Source organism: Allobosea sp. 01N443 (assembly GCF_056399325.1).
Genome location: NZ_JBFTRC010000085.1, coordinates 1 through 22633, shown reverse-complemented (window position 1 = coordinate 22633; position 22633 = coordinate 1). Strand labels below are relative to the sequence as shown.

The 22633-nt window shown below is 66.1% G+C and carries 24 protein-coding genes and 1 pseudogene; 16 read left to right on the top strand and 9 right to left on the bottom strand.

What is annotated here, in order from left to right:
* Window positions 1-412: 412 nt before the first annotated feature.
* Window positions 413-2437 carry a peptidoglycan DD-metalloendopeptidase family protein gene (locus AC1DRP_RS20340; RefSeq protein WP_476769376.1) on the top strand — a complete coding sequence of 675 codons (2025 nt, stop codon included), beginning with the start codon at window positions 413-415 and terminating at the stop codon, window positions 2435-2437.
* A 134-nt stretch (window positions 2438-2571) separates the two neighbouring features.
* Window positions 2572-3489 carry an AEC family transporter gene (locus AC1DRP_RS20335; protein ID WP_476769375.1) on the top strand — a complete coding sequence of 306 codons (918 nt, stop codon included), beginning with the start codon at window positions 2572-2574 and terminating at the stop codon, window positions 3487-3489.
* A gap of 89 nt (window positions 3490-3578) precedes the next feature.
* Here AC1DRP_RS20335 and gluQRS read toward each other — a convergent pair whose 3' ends face one another.
* Window positions 3579-4475 carry a tRNA glutamyl-Q(34) synthetase GluQRS gene (gluQRS, locus tag AC1DRP_RS20330; protein WP_476769374.1) on the bottom strand — a complete coding sequence of 299 codons (897 nt, stop codon included), beginning with the start codon at window positions 4473-4475 and terminating at the stop codon, window positions 3579-3581.
* Between the two features lie 119 nt (window positions 4476-4594).
* On the opposite strand from gluQRS, the gene AC1DRP_RS20325 reads away from it, so the two are divergent.
* A complete protein-coding gene (locus tag AC1DRP_RS20325) occupies window positions 4595-5236 on the top strand; it encodes a DNA-3-methyladenine glycosylase family protein (protein WP_441508255.1) in 642 nt (213 codons plus the stop codon).
* Window positions 5237-5306: 70 nt separating this feature from the next.
* Here the strand turns inward: AC1DRP_RS20325 and AC1DRP_RS20320 are convergent, their stop codons facing one another.
* Window positions 5307-6092 carry an HpcH/HpaI aldolase family protein gene (locus AC1DRP_RS20320; protein WP_113513399.1) on the bottom strand — a complete coding sequence of 262 codons (786 nt, stop codon included), beginning with the start codon at window positions 6090-6092 and terminating at the stop codon, window positions 5307-5309.
* A 162-nt stretch (window positions 6093-6254) separates the two neighbouring features.
* Window positions 6255-6578 (bottom strand): DUF1476 domain-containing protein, encoded by a 324-nt coding sequence (locus AC1DRP_RS20315; RefSeq protein WP_113513401.1) that lies wholly within the window; start codon window positions 6576-6578, stop codon window positions 6255-6257.
* A 309-nt stretch (window positions 6579-6887) separates the two neighbouring features.
* On the opposite strand from AC1DRP_RS20315, the gene purC reads away from it, so the two are divergent.
* The 4 genes from purC (at window position 6888) to purQ (ending at window position 9311) form a co-directional block, all read left to right on the top strand.
* On the top strand, window positions 6888-7685 hold the full coding sequence (purC, locus tag AC1DRP_RS20310) for a phosphoribosylaminoimidazolesuccinocarboxamide synthase (RefSeq protein ID WP_043242352.1): 798 nt from the start codon (window positions 6888-6890) through the stop codon (window positions 7683-7685).
* Window positions 7686-7699: 14 nt separating this feature from the next.
* On the top strand, window positions 7700-8284 hold the full coding sequence (locus AC1DRP_RS20305) for a hypothetical protein (protein ID WP_441508254.1): 585 nt from the start codon (window positions 7700-7702) through the stop codon (window positions 8282-8284).
* Window positions 8285-8368: 84 nt separating this feature from the next.
* Window positions 8369-8611 (top strand): phosphoribosylformylglycinamidine synthase subunit PurS, encoded by a 243-nt coding sequence (purS, locus tag AC1DRP_RS20300; protein WP_043242342.1) that lies wholly within the window; start codon window positions 8369-8371, stop codon window positions 8609-8611.
* A gap of 4 nt (window positions 8612-8615) precedes the next feature.
* Window positions 8616-9311: a phosphoribosylformylglycinamidine synthase subunit PurQ gene (purQ, locus tag AC1DRP_RS20295; protein WP_441508253.1), complete on the top strand. Its 696-nt coding sequence runs from the start codon at window positions 8616-8618 to the stop codon at window positions 9309-9311.
* Between the two features lie 69 nt (window positions 9312-9380).
* Here the strand turns inward: purQ and AC1DRP_RS20290 are convergent, their stop codons facing one another.
* The 5 genes from AC1DRP_RS20290 to ccmA form a co-directional block, all read right to left on the bottom strand.
* Window positions 9381-9977 carry a DsbE family thiol:disulfide interchange protein gene (locus tag AC1DRP_RS20290; RefSeq protein WP_113513409.1) on the bottom strand — a complete coding sequence of 199 codons (597 nt, stop codon included), beginning with the start codon at window positions 9975-9977 and terminating at the stop codon, window positions 9381-9383.
* Complete coding sequence (gene ccmD / locus AC1DRP_RS20285) at window positions 9974-10147, bottom strand: heme exporter protein CcmD (protein ID WP_441493321.1); 174 nt, start codon at window positions 10145-10147, stop codon at window positions 9974-9976. The genes AC1DRP_RS20290 and ccmD overlap by 4 nt, the downstream gene beginning before the upstream one ends.
* A complete protein-coding gene (locus AC1DRP_RS20280) occupies window positions 10144-10902 on the bottom strand; it encodes a heme ABC transporter permease (RefSeq protein ID WP_476769373.1) in 759 nt (252 codons plus the stop codon). The genes ccmD and AC1DRP_RS20280 overlap by 4 nt, the downstream gene beginning before the upstream one ends.
* An 89-nt stretch (window positions 10903-10991) precedes the next feature.
* Complete coding sequence (gene ccmB, locus AC1DRP_RS20275) at window positions 10992-11660, bottom strand: heme exporter protein CcmB (protein WP_441481041.1); 669 nt, start codon at window positions 11658-11660, stop codon at window positions 10992-10994.
* Entirely contained in the window at window positions 11657-12313 is a 657-nt protein-coding gene (ccmA, locus tag AC1DRP_RS20270; protein WP_476769372.1) for a heme ABC exporter ATP-binding protein CcmA, read from the bottom strand. The genes ccmB and ccmA overlap by 4 nt, the downstream gene beginning before the upstream one ends.
* A gap of 195 nt (window positions 12314-12508) precedes the next feature.
* On the opposite strand from ccmA, the gene acnA reads away from it, so the two are divergent.
* The 9 genes from acnA to AC1DRP_RS20225 all read left to right on the top strand — a co-directional run bounded on the left by acnA (window position 12509) and on the right by AC1DRP_RS20225 (window position 22442).
* Window positions 12509-15208 carry an aconitate hydratase AcnA gene (gene acnA, locus AC1DRP_RS20265; protein WP_476769371.1) on the top strand — a complete coding sequence of 900 codons (2700 nt, stop codon included), beginning with the start codon at window positions 12509-12511 and terminating at the stop codon, window positions 15206-15208.
* Between the two features lie 221 nt (window positions 15209-15429).
* Window positions 15430-15711 (top strand): acyl carrier protein, encoded by a 282-nt coding sequence (locus AC1DRP_RS20260; protein WP_043242327.1) that lies wholly within the window; start codon window positions 15430-15432, stop codon window positions 15709-15711.
* 146 nt (window positions 15712-15857) lie between these two features.
* Window positions 15858-16319, top strand: a complete 462-nt coding sequence (locus tag AC1DRP_RS20255; RefSeq protein ID WP_069878634.1) for a 3-hydroxyacyl-ACP dehydratase FabZ family protein — start codon at window positions 15858-15860, stop codon at window positions 16317-16319.
* Window position 16320: 1 nt separating this feature from the next.
* Window positions 16321-17451 (top strand): beta-ketoacyl-ACP synthase, encoded by a 1131-nt coding sequence (locus AC1DRP_RS20250; protein WP_476769370.1) that lies wholly within the window; start codon window positions 16321-16323, stop codon window positions 17449-17451.
* 10 nt (window positions 17452-17461) lie between these two features.
* A complete protein-coding gene (locus AC1DRP_RS20245; RefSeq protein WP_441493315.1) occupies window positions 17462-18745 on the top strand; it encodes a beta-ketoacyl-ACP synthase in 1284 nt (427 codons plus the stop codon).
* A complete protein-coding gene (locus tag AC1DRP_RS20240; RefSeq protein WP_441508249.1) occupies window positions 18742-19488 on the top strand; it encodes an SDR family NAD(P)-dependent oxidoreductase in 747 nt (248 codons plus the stop codon). The genes AC1DRP_RS20245 and AC1DRP_RS20240 overlap by 4 nt, the downstream gene beginning before the upstream one ends.
* Window positions 19489-19527: 39 nt before the next feature.
* On the top strand, window positions 19528-20550 hold the full coding sequence (locus AC1DRP_RS20235; RefSeq protein WP_476769369.1) for a zinc-binding dehydrogenase: 1023 nt from the start codon (window positions 19528-19530) through the stop codon (window positions 20548-20550).
* A gap of 103 nt (window positions 20551-20653) precedes the next feature.
* Window positions 20654-21634: a lipid A biosynthesis lauroyl acyltransferase gene (locus tag AC1DRP_RS20230; protein ID WP_441493313.1), complete on the top strand. Its 981-nt coding sequence runs from the start codon at window positions 20654-20656 to the stop codon at window positions 21632-21634.
* 67 nt (window positions 21635-21701) lie between these two features.
* Window positions 21702-22442 carry a DUF1223 domain-containing protein gene (locus AC1DRP_RS20225; RefSeq protein WP_441493312.1) on the top strand — a complete coding sequence of 247 codons (741 nt, stop codon included), beginning with the start codon at window positions 21702-21704 and terminating at the stop codon, window positions 22440-22442.
* Between the two features lie 4 nt (window positions 22443-22446).
* Here AC1DRP_RS20225 and AC1DRP_RS20220 read toward each other — a convergent pair.
* Window positions 22447-22633, bottom strand: a pseudogene (locus AC1DRP_RS20220) (TPM domain-containing protein); the annotation flags it as partial.

The window sequence follows — 22633 nt, the reverse complement described above, 5'->3', positions numbered from 1 at the left end:
AGGCCAACCGATCTCTCGGCTACAAGGCCCGAAGCTCTCATGAAGCGCAGTAGAGCGGCCCCGCCAGCGGCGGCGCCGTCTYGATGGCTGCGTTATAGGCCCCACCATCTCGACCTGTCAACGCCAAAACAAAACTTTTCCGACAGTTCGATGACTTTTTGTCCCGGCTCGCCGATCCCGACTTTATCCATCGCGCGCGTACGAGCGCGGCGCGCGCCCTACGTGCGTGGCGCCCGCAAAGAGCCGTAATCGACGGCCAAAGCCCCGCAGCGGCTCCGACCGCGGATTGATTCCGGGCTGCGACCCGGGCATGGTCGGAACCAGGCGCGTACGCGTGCAGCAGATGCGGCTTCTTCGGAATTCCGGCCCGCCCGGGCACCGGACCAGGATCAGGATTCTCTGACGACCAGCGATGAACGCCCATCCCGAGCTCAGCACGCCAGCAGAACCGCTATCGCCGGAAGCCGCCGCGCTTCTGGTCGATCTCGGTATCGAGCCGCCGATCCGGCCGGATGGTGCTCCGCATCAGGCGTTGGACCGGCGTGGCGTCTCGCTGCGCTGGTTGGCCGCCTGCGCGCTGGTCGGCTCCTGCGGCGCAGCCCTGCTCGGTGGGGCGATCCTGGTCTCGACCCGCGGGGATACGAGTTTCCCCGAGCAGCCCGAAATGGTGACCGCGCGCGGCCCGTCCTCTGCCGGCCTGGGTGGCGGGGCGCGCAAGGCGGACAAGCTGGTGGCGGACCAGCCTGTCATGGCGGCCCGACACAGCGCTCGCGCGCCCATGTCCCAACGCGTCGGTGACCGTGAGGTCATCCGCGTGCGCCCCTTCGTACGGCTTGCCTCCAACCTGTCGCTGACTACCGGCGTCTACGCGACGAGCATCCCGCCCTTCAATCCGCTGCGCCTGTTTGCGGAAGGTGGCCAGCCCGCCGAGCGCTATGCCGAACCGGCCGGCGACATGCCGGATGCCGATGTCACCATCGTCAAGCGCGACCTCACCACGATCGCGATTCCGCCCGCGCGCCCACGCCTCGGCGACCCCGACGTGATCAAGCAGGTCGAGGAAGAGCGCGCCAACCAGGCCGTGGCGGGCCGGCAACGCCCCTTGCCGATCCCACCACAGCTGATGCTCAGCCGCACGCTGGGCGGCGGTGCGGCGCCCAGCGCCACGAACGATCTTCTTGCCTATTCTCCGGCCACGGACACGCGCTTCTCCGGCATCGAGGTGCGCGTCGTCCCTGAAAATGTCRCCAACGCACTGAAGACGCCCATCCCCGCATCCCGCGAGCCGCTTGTCGAGGACAAGCTGCTGATCACCCGGCGCGGCGAGAATTTCGAACAGGTCATGCGCAATGCCGGAGCTCCGGCCGAGCAGATCAGGGCGATGATCCAGGCCTTCAGCGGCAAGGTGCGCGTTGCCGCCTTGCCGGATGGCCAAGTCCTGCAAGCGCTGTTTGCACCCGGTCCGCGGCCAGGCGATCCGCGCCAGATCGTTCGCGTCTCGCTGCTCACCAACGGCCAGCCCGAGGCGACGATTGCGGTCAACGACCAGGGCGCTTTCGTTCCGGTCTCGCTGCCGAAGCAGGAGATCGTCGGCACGCCCCGCAGGGCAACCACGGAAGACGAAGAGGACGAGGAGGATACCGGCGGCGCCAGGCTCTATGAGAGCCTCTACGAGACCGGATTGCGCCACGACCTGCCGCGCCCGATGATCGACGAGCTGGTTCGGATTTTCTCCTACGACCTGGACTTCCAGCAGCGCGTGCGCGGCGGCGACAATCTCGAGGTGATCTTCACCGAGGACGAGGAAGGCGAGCGCGGTGAAATCCTGTCGGCAACGCTCACCATCAACGGCGATACCCGCCGGGTCTTTCGCTATCAGTCCCCTGAAGACGGCCTGATCGACTATTTTRACGAGGAAGGTCGCTCGCTGAAGAAGTTCCTGCTGCGCAAGCCGATCACCGATGCCGAGATGCGCTCCGGCTTCGGCATGCGCTACCACCCGGTCATGCGCTATTCGAAGATGCATACCGGCGTCGACTGGGCCAACCGCATCGGCACGCCGATCCTGGCCGCCGGCAACGGCACGGTGATCAAGGCCGACTGGGCCTCCGGCTACGGTCGGCGGATCGAACTCCAGCACGCGAACGGGTATGTCACGACCTATTCGCACCAGTCGGGTTTTGCCAAGGGCATCGCTGCCGGTGTGAAAGTGCGCCAGGGCCAGGTCATCGGCTATCTCGGCAATACCGGCCTCTCCACCGGACCGCATCTGCACTACGAGGTCATGGTCAACGGCAACTTCGTGAATCCGATGAAGATCCGCGTTCCGCGAGGACGCGAGCTCGAAGGCAAGACGCTGGCCGAGTTCAAGCGCCAGCGCGACGAGATCCAGGGCTTGATCGTGCGCTCGGGCGGCGTGCTGGCCCAGGCGCGCTAGTGCCCTCGCGGGACTGACCGAAAACGCGGCACGGCCATGCCGCTATTTGCGCCACCGCTTCCTTGACTTTGCCTGCTGCAAGACCGATCGCGAGGGGCGCCTTCCCGCTCCCGCTCATCGAATCTGTCGCGCCGATGCTCTCCTCCCTGCTTGTCGTCCTGCCCGTCTTCGGCCTGATCGGCCTCGGCTATGTCGCCCGCTGGACGAAGCTGGTCCGCGAGACGACCGGCGAAGGTCTTTCCGACTTCGTCTTCGTTCTGGCCGTGCCCTGCCTGCTGTTCCGGACGCTGGCCAAGGCCGACATCCCGGCGAGCCAACCCTGGGGCTACTGGATCTCCTATTTCACCGGCCTCACCATCGTCTGGGCCCTGGCCATGCTGATTGCGCACCGCGTCTTCAGCCGTAAGGGACCGGAGTTGGTGGTCTCGGGCTTCGCCGCGGCCCAGTCCAACACGGTCTTCGTCGGCGTGCCGATGATCCTGAAGGCCTATGGCGATGCCGGCGCGGTGCCGCTCGGCCTGCTGCTGGCGATCCACCTGCCTGTGACGATGACGGCGGCAACCCTGCTCGCCGAGGGCCGCTCGGCGTCGCTGAAGATGATGGCCCGCAGGCTCTTCACCCATCCCATCATCATCGGCATCCTGCTCGGCTCGGCGGTGCGGCCGGTGATCGGCTTCATCCCAGCCCCGGTCTGGACATTGGTCGACCTGCTCGCCGGTGCCGCGGTCCCTTGCGCCTTGATCAGCCTCGGCATCGCCATGCGGCGCTACGGGCTGGAATCGGGTCTCGGTCTGCCGGCCRTATTGAGCGCCCTCAAGCTCGGCCTTCACCCGCTGATCGTCTATCTGCTGGCGACCCGCGTCTTCGAGATGCCGGCGCACTGGTCAGGCGTCGCAGTGCTCTTCGCCGCCTGCCCCTGCGGGATCAACGCCTATCTCTTCGCCGAGCGCTATCGGCAGGGTGTCGCCGATGCCTCGAGCGCGATCGCGCTCTCGACCATGCTCTCGCTCTTTACCACCGCGGCCTGGCTGACCTGGCTCGGCGTCGGCTGAACCGCCGATGCATCGGCCCAAAAAATGGGTTGCCGCTTTCGGGCCGATCCAAACATAGCCCGCGGACCGGATATGGGATCCGGCCCGATCTAGGCAAAGCCGAGCCGCGCGCGGATGTCTGCGGCCGTAACACCCTGTGCCCTCAGCTCCGCGAGGCCTTCCGACATCCGGCTCTTGGCGAGCTTCTGGCCGGTCTCGTCCTGCAACAACCGATGGAAGTGGTAACGCGGCACCGGCAGGTCGAGCAGGTGTTGCAGCACGAGATGGATATCGGTCGCCGCTTCGAGATCCCGTCCGCGCACGACGTGCGTGACGCCCTGAAGCGCGTCATCCGCGACTACGGCAAGGTGGTAGCTGGTCGGCACGTCCTTGCGTGCCAGAACCACATCCCCCCAGCGCGCGGGAGCAGCCGCTACACGCGTCACTCGCCCATCCTCATCGAAGAGCGGATACCCGACCTCCCCGCCGATCCCTGCCGCCGCCCGCCCCATCGCCAGCCGCAACACATGGGCCTCGCCGCTCGCCGCGCGCTTGCCCGCGTCATCGGGAAGCAGCGCGCAGCAAGTCCCGGGATAGAGCGGCGATMCGTCGGGATCGCGCGGCCAGGGCCGGCCCGCCTCTGCTTCCTTGACCTMCACTGCACGCATGATCTGCCCGCGCGAGCAGAAGCAGGGATAGATCAGCGCCTTCGCCTGCAGCCGGCCGAGCGCGGCGCGATAATCGTCGAAATGTTCGGACTGCCGGCGGATGGCGGCGTCGAAGCGGATGCCGAGCCAGGCGAGATCGTCATGGATGCCTTGCTCGAATTCCGGCCGACAGCGCGCGACGTCGATATCCTCGATGCGCAGCAGCAGCCTGCCGCCCAATCGCTTGGCCAGGCGCTCGTTCATCAGCGCCGAGAAAGCGTGGCCGAGATGTAGCCGGCCGTTCGGGCTGGGCGCGAAACGAAACACCGGTCTGTCGCAATCGCGTGAGGACGTTGCCATGGGCCCTCTCTATGGTCTGGCCATGACTGGGCCAAGTCTTCAGGAATGCCTAAGTCTTCGGACACAGCCAACTCTCCTGACGCGCGCGCACTGCCACCATCCCGGTTCAAGAAGCGACGATGACCAGAATCACCTGTGACGCCGACCTCGAAGAGGGCATGGCCGCGCTCCGCCCGCTTCACCCGAGCTGGAGCGCCATCATCGACCGGACCGGCCTGCCGCCGCTGCGTCGCCGCGAGGGCGGCTTCAAGGGGCTGGCAACGATCATCGTGGCGCAGCAGCTTTCGGTGGCGAGCGCGCGCGCCGTCTGGACCCGGGTCGAGTCGGTCCTGACGCCGCTCACGCCGGAGCGCGTGCTCGCTGCAAGCGATGAGGATATGCGGCTGTCCGGTCTCTCGCGGCCGAAGCAGCGCACCCTGCGCGCCGTTGCCGCGGCAATGGTCGACGGAACGCTCGACCTGGGGTCTCTGGAGGGCGGTACGCCGGAATATATCCACGAGCACATGACCGCCGTCTCCGGCATCGGACCCTGGACCGCGGATATCTATCTGTTGTTCTGCCTCGGACACCGCGACGGCTTCGCAGCCGGCGATCTCGCCATCCAGGAGGCTGCACGCGTCGCCTTCGGCCTCGATGCCCGCCCGAAACCGGGCGAGCTGCAGGAGATGGCCGAGGCCTGGCGCCCCTGGCGCGGCGTGGCAGCCAGACTGCTCTGGGCCTACTACGCCGCGCTGAAGCGCCGCGAGGGGATCAACGCCTAAAGCATCGGCCCGCGAAGTGGAGTGCGGCTTTCGGGAAAGCCGATGCGAATACAGAAGGTTGGATCGGACCTTAGCCGCGAACCACTTTGAGCGCGGCCTGAGCGGCCGCGCGCAGGAAGCCCGAATCGCTCATCACGGTGACAAGCCTGGCTCCCATCTCGACACCCTCCTTCGCCCTCTCGGCGGTGGCGGCATAGAATGCGACCGGCTTGTTCACGGCAGACGCACGGGCCACGATGTGACGCAGGGCCTCGTCGACCTCCTTCGCCGAGGCGTTGACCGACGCTCCGCCGGACAATGCGATCGAAAGATCGGATGGGCCAACGAACAACGCGTCGATGCCTTCAAGCGCCAGAATATCGTCGAGAATCGCCATGGCCTCGCGCGTCTCGATCATCGCGAAGGTCATCGAGAAACGATTGGCGGCCTTGAGATAGCTATTGGCATCGAGCCCCGAAGCGCCCAGGCCGCCATAGCTGCCCCAGCTGCGTTCTCCGAGCGGCGGATACTTGGCATAGGCCGCCAGACGGCGCGCATCCTCCATGGTGTTGATCATCGGCGCGATCACGCCCGAGACGCCGGCATCGAACAGCTTCGACACGTTCTGGAATTCGCCAACCGCGATCCGCGCCAAAGCAGGCTTTCCGGCCGCATTGATCAGCGGGATCGCCCGGATGACCTCGCCAAGCGTGATCGGCCCGTGCTGCATGTCGAGCGTGACGGCGTCAAAACCTTCCTGCGCGAGCACTCCGGCAATGCTCGGATCGGGAAGCCCGCACCAGGCAGACAGGAGCGTATCGCCCTTGGCGAGACGATCGGCGAGCGAGGACAGGACGGTTGGCTTGGCGGAAGACATCGGCGTTTTCATCCGGTTGAGCCCGCTCTTGAGACACGGCGGGACGAGGACAGTGGGCAGCAAACTCGCACAAAAACAAACGGGCGCTCATGCGCCCGTTTCAACCACGTCCTGCGTTTGGTGAACCGGCCGTGCCGATTCACGTGAAACAGGGATTCGCCACTAGCGCCCGGCCTGGACTTCCTCTGCGGCCCTGATCAGGAGCTCGGTCATCACGCGGCGAATCTCCTCGTCCGCAACCGCGACGCTCGCAGTTGCGAAATCGGACCTCACCTTGCGCAGCACGTCATCGTCGCCGGCCTCCTCGAAATCGGCCAAGACTACGGACTTAGCGTAAGCGTCCGCTTCAGCGCCGCTCTTGCCGAGCTTCTCGGCTGCCCAGAGGCCGAGAAGCTTGTTACGCCGGGCCGTCGCCTTGAAGCGCAGCTCCTCGTCGAGGGCGAACCTGTTCTCGAAGGCATCCTTGCGCTGATCGAATGTCGTCATGCGGGTTAAGTCCTCTTGCGGGCTCCGGGTGGCTTCTCCAAGCGATATAGGGTGCCGCAGCGCCCAGGGCCAGCGCGGATTGCAATCTGGCGATCGGGCCCTTCGCCCGGTTTGTTGCGTTTGCAGTGCAGAAGCGCCATATAGCGGTCGCGAGGGTGGCCGATTGGGCTATGCTCGCTTTGAACCGGACCAATCCGCAATCCAGGCCGATCGCGTCCGAGCGCAGATCTAAGGCGAGGCTTGCGAAGGACCGGCGGAACAGGGGCCACGATCCCGCCGCGGGCAACCGCGACCAGAGAAAGGCCGATTTTGGATTTCCTCAAGCCACGGTACATCCCGATGAATCGCCGCCGTCGCATTTACGAAGGCAAGGCGAAGGTCCTCTATGAGGGACCGGAGCCCGGTACGCTGATCCAGCACTTCAAGGACGACGCCACCGCCTTCAACGCCAAAAAACATGAGGTGATCGACGGCAAGGGCGTCCTGAACAACAGGATCTCCGAGCACATCTTCTCCAATCTCAACGATATCGGCGTGCCGACGCATTTCATCCGTCGGCTGAACATGCGCGAGCAGCTGATCCGCGAGGTCGAGATCATTCCGCTCGAGGTGGTGGTGCGCAACGTCGCCGCCGGCTCGCTCTCGACTAAGCTCGGTCTCGAAGAGGGCACGCAGCTGCCGCGCTCGATCATCGAGTTCTATTACAAGAACGACGCGCTGAACGATCCGATGGTCTCGGAAGAGCACATCACCGCCTTCGGCTGGGCGACGCCCCAGGAAATCGACGACATCATGGCGCTTGCCATCCGCGTCAATGATTTCCTCTCCGGCTTGTTCCTCGGCGCCGGCATCCGCCTCGTCGACTTCAAGATGGAATGCGGCCGGCTCTGGGAAGGCGAGATGATGCGCATCGTCGTCGCCGACGAGATCAGCCCGGATTCCTGCCGGCTCTGGGACATCAAGTCCAAGGACAAGATGGACAAGGACCGCTTCCGTCGCGACATGGGTGGGCTGATCGAGGCCTATACCGAAGTGGCCCGCCGCCTCGGCATCATGGGCGAGAACGAAAAGGCCGGCCCTGCCGCCGGACCTCGCCTGGTGCAGTGAGCACTGGCGGAGCCGTGACAGCGAATTGGAAACGGGAGCGCCTGCGCTCCCGTTTGCTTTTGGCTGCGCTGCTCGGCGGCCTGAGCCTGCTCACCGCCTGCAGCAACCATTTCGGACCCGGCCTTGCCGAGCTGGCGGCCGATCGGGGCTGGCAGCCGCTGCCGATCGGCTCCTGGGTCGTCAATGACGGCCTCGAGCCCCGTACCATCGTCTATTGCGCCGGCGCGCCCTGCCTGCGCCCCGCTGTCGCAGCCTTGATCGCCGTTGAAGGCCGCAAGGCCGACGAGTTCGAACGAGGCCTCGCCACCGACCCAGCCCGTCTGGCGCGTGAATTCTCGAAGCCGGTCGATGCTGCAAAGGGCGCGAAGCCCAGGCCCACAGCGGCCACGGTCAAGAGCACCACCAGCGTTTCCCGCTTCGATGGCGGCGGTCCGTCCGGATTGCTCGTCGAAATTCGCGGCAAGGGCGAGACCGGACTGCTTGCGGCAACCGCGATCCTCTATGGCAGGGAAGCCGGCAAGCTCGTCATGGCGATCGCGGTCAGCAACGATGCCGAGGCCGCGCAAAACTATGCACGCGCCGCCTGGCGCAGCCGCTGATTCGCCGTGAAGCCCTGACATGTGGTTGAGCCCGAACCGATTCGCCGCTAAGGCACCCCGCAGAAGCCCTGCCCGGAGAGCACAATGAAAGCCCGCGTCACCGTCACCCTCAAGAACGGCGTGCTCGATCCGCAGGGCAAGGCGATCGAAGGCGCTCTGAAATCGCTCGGCATCGACGGTGTCGGCTCGGTGCGTCAGGGCAAGGTCTTCGACATCGAGTTCACCGCCGGCGACAAGGCCGCCGCCGAGAGCGCGCTCAAGGATGCCTGCGAGAAGCTGCTCGCCAACACCGTCATCGAGAATTACCGCGTCGAAATCGGAGCGTGAGACGATGAAAGCCGCCGTCGTCACTTTCCCCGGATCCAATCGCGAGGGTGATGTCGCCACTGCCCTGCGGCAGGCCGGTGCCACCGTCACCCATGTCTGGCATGCGGACACGGAGCTTCCGGCCGGCACGGATCTCGTCGTGCTGCCGGGCGGCTTCTCCTATGGCGACTATCTGCGCTGCGGCGCCATCGCCGGCCGGGCCCATATCATGGATGCGACGCGAGCCCATGCGGCGCGCGGCGGCTATGTGCTCGGCATCTGCAACGGCTTTCAGATCGCCTGCGAAGCGGGGTTGCTCCCGGGTGTCCTTGCCCGCAACGCCAATCTGAAATTCGTCTGCAAGCGCCAGCATCTCACCGTCGAACGCGCTGATACCGCCTTCACCCGCGCCTACACCAAGGGCCAGGTCATCGATGTCTGCATCGCCCATGGCGAAGGCAACTATATCGTTGATCCCGAGACCTTGGCGCGCCTCGAAGGCGAGGGCCTGGTGGCCTTCCGCTACGCCGACGCCGACGGTCAGGTCACCGCCGAAGCCAACCCCAATGGTTCGCTGAACGGCATTGCCGGCATCTACTCGCCCGGCTTCAATGTGCTCGGATTGATGCCGCATCCGGAAAACCTGATCGATTCGCTCACGGGCGGCACCGATGGGCGCGGCATGTTCGAGAGCCTGATCAACGGCAAGAAGGCAGCCTGACCGGCTCGCTCCCCGTCATGCTTGGGTTTGGCCCGGCATGACGGACACGACCGGGCCGGGCGGCCCGGCTCACTTCGCCAGCGCAGCCGCCTTCGCCAGCAGCTTCTGCGCGCTGTTCACATCGAGCGCGCCGACATGCTTGTCGACGATCCGCCCGTCCGGGCCGATCAAGAAGGTTTCCGGCACGCCATAGACGCCCCATTCGATTGCGCCACGGCCGGCGCGATCGACGCCCACGGCAGAATAGGGATTGCCGAGCGCTCCCAGGAAGCGGCGGGCATTCTCGGCCTCGTCCTTGTAATTCAGCCCGACCACGGCGACCTTGCCCTGCTTGACCACGGGCGCCTCAGCCATCGCGACAAGATGCGGGTGCTCGACGCGGCAGGGCGCGCACCAGCTCGCGAAGACATTGACGATGGTGGCCCGCCCCTTGGCCAGGTCGGCCATGGTGAAGGCCGGGACTGGCTGCCCGTCGCGCTGCAACCCTTCGAGCGCGGTCAGCGCGATCGTCGGAGCCGGCTTGCCGATCAGCGCCGATGGAACCTTGCTGGCATCCCCGCTGAACAGCCCGACCAGGAAGACCAGGGACAGCCCGGCAAACAGGATCAGGGGAATCAGGAAAACCAGCGGCGAGCGCCGGCCTGGCGCGCTCTCGACCTCGCTCACGACAATGCCTTCCCGGAACGGCGGCCGGCGCCGCGCTGTTCCAGCGCGTCGAGAGCCTGCCTTTGCGCGCGGTGATCGCGCCAGGTCATCAGAATCAGCCCGCCGAGGATCATCACGACAGACGCATAGGCGGTCAGGATGTAGCCGGCATGCGGCCCAAACGCGCTCATACCGCGACCTCCGCCGCCAGCCGGTCCAGCCTCTCGGCCTCGAAGATCGTCAGCGTCCGGACCCGGCGGCGCATGATCTCGGCCCGCATGGCGACGAGATGCAGCGCCAACGCCAGCAGCGTGAAGCCGACTGCCAGGATCAGGAGCGGCCAGAGCATGGCGGGATGAATGGTCGRCCCGCCGGCGCGAAAGACCGATGCCGGCTGGTGCAGCGTATTCCACCAATCGACGGAGAACTTGATGATCGGCACATTGACGAAGCCGACCAGTGTCAGGATCGCCACTGCCCGCCCGGCGCGCGAGGGATCGTCGAGCGTGCGYCACAGCGCCATGATGCCGAGATAGATCAGGAAGAGCACGAGCACCGAGGTGAGCCGCGCATCCCAGACCCAATAGGTCCCCCACATCGGCTTGCCCCAGAGAGCCCCCGTGATCAGGCAGATCAGCGCGAAGCAGGCTCCGATCGGAGCCGCCGCCTTCTGCGCCACATCCGCAAGCGGATGGCGCCAGACCAGGGTGCCCAGTGCCGAGACCGCCATCATCGAGTAGAACATCAGCGCGAGCCAGGCAGCCGGCACATGCACGAACATGATGCGGATGGTTTCGCCCTGCTGGTAATCCGCCGGCGCGACGAAAAAAGCGAGATAGAAGCCGACGGCAAGCAGCAACGCGGCCGCGCCCCCAAGCCAGGGCAGCAGCCGGCTCGACAGGCGCATGAAACGCGTCGGATTCGCCAGTTCGATCAGGCTAGCCATGCGGCCCTTTTGCTCTTCATTTGACGAGTGAGGATGTAGCAACCGGCTTCACGCTTCACAATCGCAGCCGATGGCCATGGCGTCGCAGCCTAGTCCGCCTGCCGGAGCGCCGCAGCAGCGGCGATGGTGCCGATCACGAGCGTCGCGAGCGACAAGGCGCACAGAATCAGAAACGGCGTCAGGAAGGGCACCGTGCCGCCAAGCGCGCTGTTCGAAGCCGAGACGCCGAAGATCAGCACGGGTACCGTCAGCGGCGCGACGAGGATCGGCAGGATCAGGCCGCCCCGCTTGAGGCCGGCCGTCAGCGCGGCTCCCGTGGCGCCGATGAAACTAAGCGCCGGCGTCCCGACCAGCAGCGTCCCGGCGACCGGCAGCATCGCCTCGGCGGGAAGCGCGACCAGCAGGCCAAGCAGCGGGGCAGCCAGCGCCAGCGGCAGGCCGGTCGTCAGCCAATGGGCGAGCCCCTTGGCCAGTACGGCGAGTTCCAGGGGCAGGGCCGAGGCGCGGATCAGGTCGAGAGAACCGTCCTCCTCATCGCCCTGGAAGAGCCGGTCGAGCCCGATCAGGGTCGCAAGCAACGCTCCGAGCCAGAGAATGGCCGGGCCGATCCGCGAGAGCAGATTGAGATCGGGCCCGAGTGCGAAAGGCACCAGCACGACCAGTGTCAGGAAGAACACCAGCGCGAGCTCCCCGCCTCCGCCGGCACGAGCCGCCAGGGCGAGGTCGCGTTTCAGGATCGCCAGGAAAGCTCCGCTCACGGCCCGATCCTCATCTCGCGCGCCGTTTCCAGGCCAAGCGGGCCGTGCGTCGCCGCCAGGATCGCGCCGCCCGCATCGAGATGAGCCTGCATCAGCCCGATCAGCATGTGTTGGGAGGCCGTATCGAGCGCCGAGGCCGGTTCGTCGAGCAGCCAGAGCGGCCGTCGTGAAACCAGGAGCCGTGCCAGCGCGACGCGCCGGCGCTGCCCGGCCGAGAGATAGCCGACCGGCAGAGCCGCGACATGCGGCAAACCGATAGCGGCAAGCGCCTCATCGGCGGCGAGCCCGGGCTCGCCGAGCAGGGCCTGGACGAAATCGAGATTCTCGCGCGCCGTCAGCGCCGTTTTCAATCCGTCGCGATGACCGACGAGATGGATCTGCTCCATCAGGGGCGCATCGCCGATGCCGGTTACTCGCAAAACTCCCCCGGCGGGCCGCAACCGCCCGCAGATCATGGCGATCAGGCTCGACTTGCCGGCGCCGTTGCGGCCGGTGAGCGCAATCGCCTCCCCGCTCCCGAGCGTGAAGTCCAGCTTTTCGAAAACCAGTCGCCCGCCTCGGCGGCAAGCCAGGTCTTCGGCGCTCAGCGTGAGTGGGGCGTAGGAAAACTGCGTCAAGGCCAGGGCATCTTCCCGTGCGTCAGAAGCTGCCACGCACGCGTTTCGTTCATGTAGCGGGCTTCTTGGAATTGATCTATAGAACGCTCGGCTACGCCGCACGCCGATCCGGCGCGGGGCTCGGGCACTCCCGGGGCGGCGCGCGCGTCATGCGCATTAGGCCTTCGATCTCGCCTGCCCGCAAGGGCGACCGAATCGCGACCGCAACCCCTTGATCAGGATTATGCCCGCATGGCTAACCAGGATTCCTTCAAGTCCCGCAAGACGCTCGACGTCGGCGGCAAGAGCTACGTCTATTACTCCCTGCCCGACGCCGAGGCGAACGGCCTTCCCGGCATTTCGAAGCTTCCCTTCTCCATGAAGGTTCTGCTCGAGAACCTGCTGCGCTTCGAGGATGGCCGCTCGGTCACCAAGACCGACATCGAGGGCTTCGTTGCCTGGCTGTCCGACAAGGGCAAGGCCGGCAAGGAGATCGGCTTTAGGCCCGCACGCGTGCTGATGCAGGATTTCACCGGCGTTCCGGCAGTGGTCGACCTGGCCGCGATGCGCGATGGCGTCGTCGCGCTCGGCGGCGATCCGGCCAAGATCAACCCGCTCGTCCCCGTCGACCTCGTCATCGACCATTCGGTCATCGTCGACGAGTTCGGCACGCCCAAGGCCCTCTCGCAGAATGTCGAGCTGGAATATGAGCGCAACGGCGAGCGCTACCGCTTCCTGAAATGGGGCCAGGGCGCCTTCGACAATTTCCGCGTCGTCCCGCCCGGTACCGGCATCTGCCATCAGGTCAATCTCGAATACCTCGCCCAGACCGTCTGGACCCGGACCGAGACGATCGACGGCAAGGAGGTCGAGGTCGCCTATCCCGACACCGTCGTCGGTACCGATTCGCACACCACCATGGTCAACGGCCTGGCCGTGCTCGGCTGGGGCGTGGGCGGCATCGAGGCCGAGGCTGCCATGCTCGGCCAGCCGCAGTCCATGCTTCTGCCCGAGGTCATCGGCTTCAAGCTCACCGGCTCGCTGCGCGAAGGCATCACCGCGACCGACCTCGTGCTGACCGTCACCCAGATGCTGCGCAAGAAGGGTGTCGTCGGCAAGTTCGTCGAGTTCTTCGGCCCCGGCCTCTACAACCTGACGCTCGCCGACCGCGCCACCATCGCCAATATGGGCCCGGAATACGGTGCAACCTGCGGCTTCTTCCCGGTCGACGCCGAAACGATCGACTATCTCACCACCACCGGCCGCAAGTCGGATCGGATCGCGCTGGTCGAGGCCTACAGCAAGGCACAGGGCCTGTTCGCCACCATCGAGACGCCGGACCCGGTCTTCACCGACACGCTGGAACTCGACCTGACCACGGTCCAGCCTTCGATGGCCGGCCCGAAGCGCCCCGAGGGCCGCGTCGACCTCGGCGCCGTCGCCAAGGGCTTCGCCGCAGCGATGGACACCGAATACAAGAAGGGCGCCGAGATTGCCCGCCGGGTTCCCGTCGAAGGCCGCGCCCATGATCTCGGCCATGGCGATGTCGTCATTGCCGCCATCACCTCCTGCACCAACACCTCGAACCCCTCGGTGCTGATGGCCGCGGGCCTGCTCGCCCGCAACGCGGTCGCCAAGGGCCTGACGGTGAAGCCCTGGGTCAAGACCTCGCTTGCCCCCGGCTCGCAGGTCGTGGCGGAGTATCTCGCCAAGTCCGGCCTCCAGACCGACCTCGACACGCTCGGCTTCAACCTGGTCGGCTTCGGGTGCACCACCTGCATCGGCAATTCCGGTCCCCTGCCGGGCCCGATCTCGAAGGCGATCAATGATCAGGGCCTGATCGCGGGCGCCGTGATCTCCGGCAACCGCAATTTCGAAGGACGCGTCTCGCCGGACGTGCAGGCGAACTACCTCGCATCGCCGCCGCTGGTCGTCGCCTATGCGCTCGCCGGCAGCGTCCAGAAGGACCTGACGACCGAGCCGCTCGGCACGGGCAAGGACGGCCAGCCCGTCTTCCTGAAGGACATCTGGCCCTCCAACAAGGAGATCCAGAGCTTCATCGCCCAGAACGTCACGCGCGCCATCTTCGAGGCGAAATATGCCGACGTGTTCAAGGGCGACCAGCACTGGCAGGACGTGAAGACCCCGGAGAGCCAGACCTACGCCTGGGACGATGCCTCGACCTATGTGCAGAACCCGCCCTATTTCCAGGGCATGGGCAGGAAGCCTTCGCCGGTCACCGAGATCGTCGGCGCGCGCATCCTCGGCCTGTTYGGCGACAAGATCACGACCGACCACATCTCGCCGGCCGGCTCGATCAAGGCCGCCTCGCCGGCGGGCAAGTACCTGACCGAGCACGGCGTCGCCGTCGCCGACTTCAACCAGTACGGCACGCGGCGCGGCAATCATGAGGTGATGATGCGCGGCACCTTCGCCAATATCCGCATCCGCAACCACATGATGGGGCCGAACGGGCGCGAGGGTGGCTACACCATCCACTATCCCAGCAAGGAAGAGCTGCCGATCTACGACGCGGCCATGCGCTACCAGGAGGAGAAGGTGCCGCTGGTCATCTTCGCCGGCGTCGAATACGGCAACGGCTCCTCGCGTGACTGGGCGGCGAAGGGCACCAACCTGCTCGGCGTCAAGGCCGTGATCGCGCAGAGCTTCGAGCGCATCCATCGCTCGAATCTCGTCGGCATGGGCGTTGTCCCCTTCACGCTTGCGGAAGGCACGAGCTGGGCCTCGCTGGGCCTGAAGGGTGACGAGAGCGTCACCATCAAGGGGCTGGCTACGGTCAAGCCGCGCCAGATGCTGGAGGCGGAGATCACCTTCGCCGACGGCACGCTCAAGAATGTCCCGATTCTCTGCCGCATCGATACGCTGGACGAGCTCGATTACTTCAAGAACGCCGGCATCCTGCACTACGTGCTGCGCGGCATCGCGGCGTAGTCCGCGCCCTGCCCTGGCTCCGTCTGACGGGGCCGGGGACATCGACATGCAGGGCCGGCCTCTGGCCGGCCCTGTTTCGCCTTGCGGCGCCTCCAGTTGTCCTCGCGCAGGCGTAGGTGTAATGGGGCGTCACAGCCATCCTTGGCGGGGGGCTTGGGGCAGGCGCGCGCCAGCGCGCCCGGATGTCCGCCGCCACAATCCAAGACGACGGGAGCACCCGCATGTCCGCCACGTTCGAGACGGTCGCCGGTATCATTTCGGAGACCTGCGATATTCCTCGCGAGAAGATCACGCCCCAGAGCCACGCCATCGAAGACCTCGGCATCGACTCGCTGGCTTTCCTCGACATCGCCTTCGCGATCGACAAGGCTTTCGGCATCAAGTTGCCGCTCGAGCAGTGGACCCAGGAGGTCAACGAAGGCAAAGCGCCGGCCGAGCAGTATTTCGTGCTTGAGAACCTGTGCCAGCGCATCGACGACCTCGTCGCCGCCAAGAAGGCCTGAATTTCGCTCGCAGGGCCGCCGCTTCGATGAATTCGCGAGGCGGCCTTGAGACGGACACCCTCTCCCGATAGAGCATGATGCAGCCGAGCCGGGCGTTCCCTCGCCCGCTCGGCGCATCTGTTGCTCGCCACCCGGTCAGGACCCGCATGCGCCTCGAATATTTCGACATGATCGACACGGTCGTGACCTTCGATCCGTCGCAGAAGCGCATCGCCACACGTTCGACCGTGCCGAGCGCGAGCCCCGTTTTCGAGGGGCATTTCCCCGGCCACCCGCTTGTTCCCGGCGTGCTCCTCACCGAGACCATGGCCCAGGCTTCCGGCTATCTTCTGCTCGCTCTCAACCAGTTGCAGCAGATGCCGTTCCTGATGATGGTCGACAAGGCGCGCTTCCGCACCTTCGTCGAACCTGATGCGGTGCTGGATGTCAGTGCAGAGCTCGTTCACGAAGGCTCGGGCTACGCCGCCACCAAGGCAAGAATCGCGATCGACGGCAAGCCGATCTGCGATGCCGAGCTGCGTTTCCGCCTGATGCCGTTCCCGGCCGACATGCGGACGTTGATGGAGCAACGGATCGCGGCGATCGGCCTCGTCCCGGAACGGAACTGACATGATGCGTGACGTCGTCATCACTGGCATCGGCCTGGCCTCCAGCCTGGGCGAAGGCATCGAGACGCATGCAGCGGCTCTGGCCGCCTCCGTTGCACCGGTCGTCGATACCGAGAGTTTCGCGCCCTATCCCGTGCACCGGCTGAAGCCGCTCGAACTCGATCGGCAGATTCCGAAGAAATCCGACCAGCGCCAGATGGAGCCATGGCAGCGGCTTGGCGTCTATGCCGCAGGTCTTGCCCTCGATGCTGCCGGCCTGAAGGACGACGTCGAAGCCAAGAGCGAGCTCCAGGTCATCGTCGCGGCCGGTGGTGGCGAACGCGATCATGCTGTCGATTCCGCGATCCTGACCGGCTTGCGCGGCGCGAACCAGCCTGGCGCCTTCCTGAACGAGCGGCTGATGGGCGACCTGCGCCCGACGCTCTTCCTGGCGCAGCTCTCCAATCTTCTCGCCGGCAATATCGCGATCGTCCACGGCGTCACCGGCGCTTCGCGCACCTTCATGGGCGAAGAGCAGGCCGGCGTCGACGCGATCCGCACCGCCCATGCCCGCGTCGCCTCCAGCCAGGCAGACGTGATGCTGGTGGGCGGCGCCTACAATGCCGAGCGTCGCGACATGCTGCTGCTGCTCGAAGCCGGTGGCTATTTGCGCAAGGGTGATTTCGCACCCGTCTTCGAACGGCAGGATGCGCCGGGACTGATCACCGGCAGCGCCGCAGCGTTCCTCGTCCTCGAATCAGCCGAGCGCGCCAAGGCGCGTGGCGCCAAGGTTCTGGCCGGCCTCAGCCATGTCGCGGCCGCCCGCGCGCGCCGCAGCGAGCAGGGCGCGGTCGAGGCCACATTGCGCAAGCTGGTTGCCGGCTTCGGCGCAGTGTCGTCTTCAGCCCTCGTCATCTCGGCGGCGACCGGCGCAGCCGGCGTCACCGGCGAAGAGGCATCGGCCATCGCCAACCTGCCCGCCGCCAAACGCATTGCCACAGGCGATCTCGTTGGCCACAGCCTCGAGGCTGCATTCCCCATTTCGGTTGCCCTTGCCGCCATCGCCCTTGCCAATGGCCAGGCAAGCGAAGCGATCGTCACCGGCGCCGGCCATTGGCGCGGAGAAGGCGCGGCGCGCCTCGTGAAAGCGTGAGGATATCGCCATGAGCGCACAGCATCGCGACTCCAAGGGCCGCCCCGTCGTCGCCGTCACCGGACTGGGTGTCGTCACCTCGCTCGGCCAGGGCAAGCAGACCAACTGGGAGGCGCTGACCGCCGGGCGCTCGGGCATCCATCGCATCGAGCGCTTTCCGATCGACGGGCTGCGCACGACCATCGCCGGCACGGTCGATTTCCTCTTCGATGCGCCTTTCACGGCGCCTCAGCTTTCCGAGAAGCTCGCGACGCTTGCCGCAGAGGAGGCCGTGAGCCAAAGCGGGCTCGGCTCGGACGGTGATTTTCCCGGCGAACTCTTCATGGCCGTTCCTCCGGTCGAGATGGAATGGCCGCAGAAGCAGGAACTGGCGCAAGCCATCGACGGCGACGTCGATTATGACGGATTGCTGCGCGCCGCCGCCGCGCACAAACACAAGCCGATGCATGAGCTCTTCCTGTTCGGAGGCGTCGCCGATCACATCGCCGATCGGTTTGGGACCCGAGGTTCGCCGATCTCGCTCTCGACCGCCTGCTCGTCGGGCGCAACCGCCATCCAGATGGGCGTGGAGGCGATCCGGCGCGGCGAGACGAGCGCGGCGCTGTGCGTCGGCACTGACGGCTCGGTCCATGCCGAGGCGCTGATCCGCTTCTCCCTGCTCTCGGCATTGTCGACGCAGAACGATCCGCCGGAAGGCGCGTCCAAGCCCTTTTCCAAGAACCGCGACGGTTTCGTCATGGGCGAAGGGGCCGGGGCGCTGGTTCTCGAGGATTACGACCACGCCCTGGCGCGTGGCGCGACCATCCTCGGCATCGTCGCCGGTTGCGGCGAGCGTGGCGACGGCTTCCACCGCACGCGTTCGAGCCCGGACGGCAAGCCCGCGATCCTCGCCATGCAGGATGCACTGGCCGATGCCGGGCTGACGCCGGACGATGTCGACTACATCAACGCGCACGGCACCTCGACGCCCGAGAATGACAAGATGGAGGCGATGAGCTGCTCCGCCGTCTTCGGCGAGCGCATGGCGCGCCTGCCGATCTCCTCGAACAAGTCGATGATCGGCCATACGCTCACAGCCGCTGGTGCAGTCGAGGCGGTGATCTCGCTTCTGACCATCGCCAATGGCCGCATCCCGCCGACGATCAACTACAACCTGCCAGACGCTGCCATTGCCCTCGATGTCGTGCCGAATACGGCGCGCGACGCCAAGGTCAGGACCGTCATCTCCAATTCCTTCGGTTTCGGCGGGCAAAACACCTGTCTCGTGCTGACCGCCCCCCCGGAGGCGGCATGACCCGCATTCTCGTCACCGGCGGCGCCAAGGGCGTTGGCGCCGAGATCGTGCGCGCGCTCGCAGCCGCAGGGCATGATGTCGATTTCACCTATCGGTCATCGGCCGATCAGGCGCTGGCGCTGGCAGCCGAGATCGGCGCGGCACATCCCGGCCAGGCCGTTCGCGCGCTGCCGCTCGATCTCGCCGACAAGCCAGCCCTGGACACATTCTGCGAGGCGGTCGAGGGCGACAGCTATTTCGGCTTCATCCACAACGCCGGACAACCCTACGACACGCTCGCAGCGATGATGGTGCAGGACAAGGCCGAAGCGATCATGCAGGTCAATTTCTGGGCCTTCACGCGTCTTGCCAAGAGCCTGATGCGCGGCATGCTCCGCGCCCGCAGCGGACGCATCGTCGCGATCGGATCCGTGGCCGCGCTGCGCGGCAATCCGGGCAACGCCGCCTATGCCGCCTCTAAGGGCGCGCTGATTTCCTATGCCAACACCCTGGCCGTCGAAACCGGCAAGCGCGGCGTCACCGTCAACGTGATCGCGCCGGGCTTCATCGATACCGACATGATGGCCCCCTACGCCGCCTATCGGGAAAAGATGGAAAGCCAGATCCCCGCCGGCCGCTTCGCGAAGCCCGAGGAGATCGCCGGGCTCGCCACCTTCCTGATGAGCCCCCCGGCCGGCTATATCACCGGCACCGTCCTGCCGATTGATGGTGGCCTGACGGCACAGCTCGGCGTGCATCGCTGAGCGCGCTCAGCCGGTAGATGCGTATTTGAAAGGCTCGACATGCGTTCCCTCCAGCTCTTCGGCGACCGTGACCTGCGCCTGACCGAAATCGACCCGCCGCCGCCACCCGCCGCCGGCGAGGTGCAGATTCGCGTGCGCGCCGTCGGCCTGAACTATCTCGATGTCTGGGGTTTCCGCGGCATGGCCTTCGCCAAGCGCAAGATGCCTCAGGCGGCCGGTGTCGAGGCCGCAGGCGAGGTTGTGGCTGTCGGCGAAGGTGTCAGCCGTTTCCGGGAGGGCGACACCGTCACCATGTACGGCGCCGAGACCTGCGGCCACTGCAAGGCCTGCCGCGAGGGTCGCGACAATCTCTGCGAGAATGTCGCCGGCATCATGGGCTTCCATATCGACGGCTTCGCCCGCGAGCTGATCAACCGGCCCGAGCGCCTCGTGATCAAGGCTCCGAAGGGCGTCTCCTTCGAGGAGGCCGCCTGCGCGCCGATCGGCTTCGGCACGGTGCAGCACATGCTCTTCGACAATGCCAAGCTGGAGCCGGGTGAATCCATTCTCGTTCACGCCGGCGGCTCCGGCATCGGCACCGCCGCGATCCTGATGGCCAAGGCGATCGGCTGCACGGTCTACACCACCGTCGGCGACGACGAGAAGGGTGCCAAGGCCAAGGCGCTCGGCGCCGATTTCGTGGTCAACTACAAGACCGAGCGCTTCGAGGGCGAAGTGCGCCAGCTCACCAAGCGCAAGGGCGTCGATGTCGTCTTCGAGCATGTCGGTGCCGATACCTGGAATGGCTCGCTGCTTTGCCTGAAGCGCGGCGGCAGGCTCGTCACCTGCGGCRCAACGTCGGGCCCCTCGACCACGATGAACCTGATGCAGCTCTTCCAGCAGCAATACCGCATCTTCGGCTCCTTCGGCTGCCGCATCGAGAACATCGCGCAGTCGCTGGAGAAGATGGCGGGCGGCATGAAGCCGGTGATCGACTCGGTCTTCCCACTCGAGGATTTCGAGAAGGGGCTCGCCYGACTTGAGGGCCGCAAGGTGTTCGGCAAGGTCATTGTCGCCTTCTGAGCCCGGAATTCGCGCGCCAGACTTGACCGGCGCGTATTCCTGACGCAAGTCGCGCGGCTGGCGCCGGGCCTTTCCGGCTCTTCGGAAAGAGGCCCTCGCGGCATTGAGACGTTTGAAGCACTTCGCGGGCCGGCTCGTTGCGGCCGTCATGATCGGCCTGATCCGGGCTCTGTTCGGTTTCCTGCGCCTGCTCGGGCCGGAACGCGCCAGTGATCTCGGAGGCTGGCTGCTGCGCAGCGTCAGCCCGCTGATCCCGGTCAATCGCGTCGCACTGGCCAATATCCGTGCCGCCTTCCCGGAGAAGAACGAGGCCGAAGTCCGGACGATCGCGCGGGGAGCCTGGGAGAATCTCGGCCGCACCGCTGCCGAGTACGCGCATCTCAAGACCCTCTTCGACTATGACGACGACAACCGGGATGCTCCCTCGCGGGTCGAGGTCTCCGGCATCGAGCATTTCGTCGCGCTGAAGGATGACGAGAAGCCAGGACTGATCTTCTCGGCGCATCTCGCCAACTGGGAGCTCCCGGCGATCTGCGCCGCGGCCTACAAGCTCGACACAACCGCGGTCTTCCGCGCGCCGAATGACCCGGCAATCGCCAACGTGGTGCACGAGATTCGCTCCGGCGCCATGGGCGGGCTTGCCGCGGCGAAGCAGGGCGCTGCCTTCGCGATGCAGGGCGTGCTTGAGAAGGATGGCCATCTCGGCATGCTGATCGACCAGCATTTCACCCGGGGCGTGGTGATCCCCTTCCTGGGCCGCCCGGCCCTGACCAACCCGATCCTCGGCAAGTTCGCACGCCGCTTCGACTGCCCGGTCCATGGCGTGCGGGTCATCCGGCTGCCGGGGCAGCGCTTCCGGCTGGAACTGACACCGCCGCTCGACCTGCCCCGCGACGAAGCCGGCGAGATCGACGTCACGGGCGCCATGGCGATGATGACCGCGGTGGTGGAAGGCTGGGTGCGCGAGCACCCTGAGCAATGGCTCTGGATGCATCGGCGCTGGCGCCCGAACATGATCAAGGCGGCTGCGCTGGCGAATTACGGGGATACGACCTGGCCACAGCCCAAATTCAAGGCAACGTGATTTCCAAGTGAGGCTTATTGAGCGCTTTGGTAACGTCTCGCAGTCAGCTTGAAGCCGAGTTTCGAGAATGACCCGCCGGTTACGCGCCTTTTCTGCCTTCCTTGCTGCCCTCGCGTTTGGCGGCGCGACAGCGCTTGCCCAGACGCCGGCCAAGCCGCCAAGGGCGGTGATCGAACTTTTCACCAGCCAGGGCTGCTCATCCTGCCCCGCGGCCGACGCCCTCTTCGTCGAGTTGGCCAAGGACCCGAGCCTGATCGCCCTCACCATGCCGGTGACCTATTGGGATTATCTCGGCTGGAAGGACACGCTCGGCCAGGACGTTTTCAGCAAGCGCCAGAAATATTACGCCAAAGGTCGCGGCGACGGCCAGATCTACACGCCTCAGGCCGTGATCAACGGCGCTTCGCACATGGTCGGCTCCGACAAGGCCCTGATCGAGCAATCGCTCAAGGAGCACGCGAGCCCGGCGCTTCCGGTCTCCGTCACCCTGTCCGAAGCCTCCGGCCACCTGAGCATCAAGCTCGATCCCACCGGAACCGGCAGCGAGCGTGGCGGCGGTGTCTGGCTGGTGCCGATCTCGCGCCTTGTCACGGTGCCCATCGAACGCGGTGAGAACAAGGGCAAATCGGTGACCTACGCCAATGTCGTGCGCGGCATCGTCAAGGTTGGCGAATGGACCGGGGCGGCCACGACGATGTCGGTCCCGCTCGCGACGACACAGCTTCCGAATGCCGACGCTTATGTCGTCCTGGTGCAGGGCGACCAGCCCAATCGGGTGATCCTGGGCGCCGCACGCAGCCCGCGCTGAGGCTTCAGAGCAGGACCACCTTGTTCGGTAGCTCGTCGACGTCGTCTGCCGCTGGCGGCGCATGGCGGGCAAGAACGCTGCCGACCGCTCCAACCGCATCGATCAGACCTTCGCGCAGGCGGTCCTCCTTCGCTGCCGCGAGCAGCGGCTCGATGATGCCGCGCCAGACCGCCTGATCGATCGTCTCGTCT

What these genes read in the sequence shown, in the direction of transcription:
- AC1DRP_RS20325 (WP_441508255.1), top strand. Translation starts at nt 4,595, where the DNA reads ATGACCAGAATCACCTGTGACGCCGACCTCGAAGAGGGCATGGCCGCG.
- AC1DRP_RS20320 (WP_113513399.1), bottom strand. Translation starts at nt 6,092, where the DNA reads ATGTCTTCCGCCAAGCCAACCGTCCTGTCCTCGCTCGCCGATCGTCTC.
- AC1DRP_RS20315 (WP_113513401.1), bottom strand. Translation starts at nt 6,578, where the DNA reads ATGACGACATTCGATCAGCGCAAGGATGCCTTCGAGAACAGGTTCGCC.
- purS (WP_043242342.1), top strand. Translation starts at nt 8,369, where the DNA reads ATGAAAGCCCGCGTCACCGTCACCCTCAAGAACGGCGTGCTCGATCCG.
- purQ (WP_441508253.1), top strand. Translation starts at nt 8,616, where the DNA reads ATGAAAGCCGCCGTCGTCACTTTCCCCGGATCCAATCGCGAGGGTGAT.
- ccmD (WP_441493321.1), bottom strand. Translation starts at nt 10,147, where the DNA reads ATGAGCGCGTTTGGGCCGCATGCCGGCTACATCCTGACCGCCTATGCG.
- AC1DRP_RS20260 (WP_043242327.1), top strand. Translation starts at nt 15,430, where the DNA reads ATGTCCGCCACGTTCGAGACGGTCGCCGGTATCATTTCGGAGACCTGC.
- AC1DRP_RS20255 (WP_069878634.1), top strand. Translation starts at nt 15,858, where the DNA reads ATGCGCCTCGAATATTTCGACATGATCGACACGGTCGTGACCTTCGAT.
- AC1DRP_RS20250 (WP_476769370.1), top strand. Translation starts at nt 16,321, where the DNA reads ATGATGCGTGACGTCGTCATCACTGGCATCGGCCTGGCCTCCAGCCTG.
- AC1DRP_RS20245 (WP_441493315.1), top strand. Translation starts at nt 17,462, where the DNA reads ATGAGCGCACAGCATCGCGACTCCAAGGGCCGCCCCGTCGTCGCCGTC.
- AC1DRP_RS20240 (WP_441508249.1), top strand. Translation starts at nt 18,742, where the DNA reads ATGACCCGCATTCTCGTCACCGGCGGCGCCAAGGGCGTTGGCGCCGAG.
- AC1DRP_RS20225 (WP_441493312.1), top strand. Translation starts at nt 21,702, where the DNA reads ATGACCCGCCGGTTACGCGCCTTTTCTGCCTTCCTTGCTGCCCTCGCG.